Annotated in this window: 1 protein-coding gene; it reads right to left on the bottom strand. The window is 29.3% G+C overall.

What is annotated here, in order from left to right:
* Nucleotides 1–266: AEC family transporter (locus FVA95_RS29895; RefSeq protein ID WP_193564459.1), on the bottom strand; the 266-nt coding region annotated here is incomplete at both ends.

Here is a 266-nt window from a genome sequence, read left to right as displayed (position 1 = left end):
ATATTGAAAGTATACTTGTAGTTGCAACAATTTCTCCTGCTAAATCTCCATCAGCCTTCATCTCTTTTGCCATAGTATATGAAGCAACAGCAGTTGGGCAAGCACTCATTGAAAGTAAAGCAACTAATTCTATTCCTTGAAAACCAATTAATTTTCCAACTCCTATTGTTATTAATGGGTTTACTATAAGTCTTAATATATTTACAGAAATTAAATACTTTATATTTTTTAACATATTTCCAATTTGTAATTCTGCTCCTAATACT

Origin of the sequence: Pseudonocardia sp. EV170527-09 (genome assembly GCF_008369905.1) — a bacterium.
Lineage (GTDB): Bacteria > Actinomycetota > Actinomycetes > Mycobacteriales > Pseudonocardiaceae > Pseudonocardia.
The sequence above is the reverse complement of the archived record's forward strand: the minus strand, read 5'-3'. Positions and strand labels throughout refer to the sequence as shown.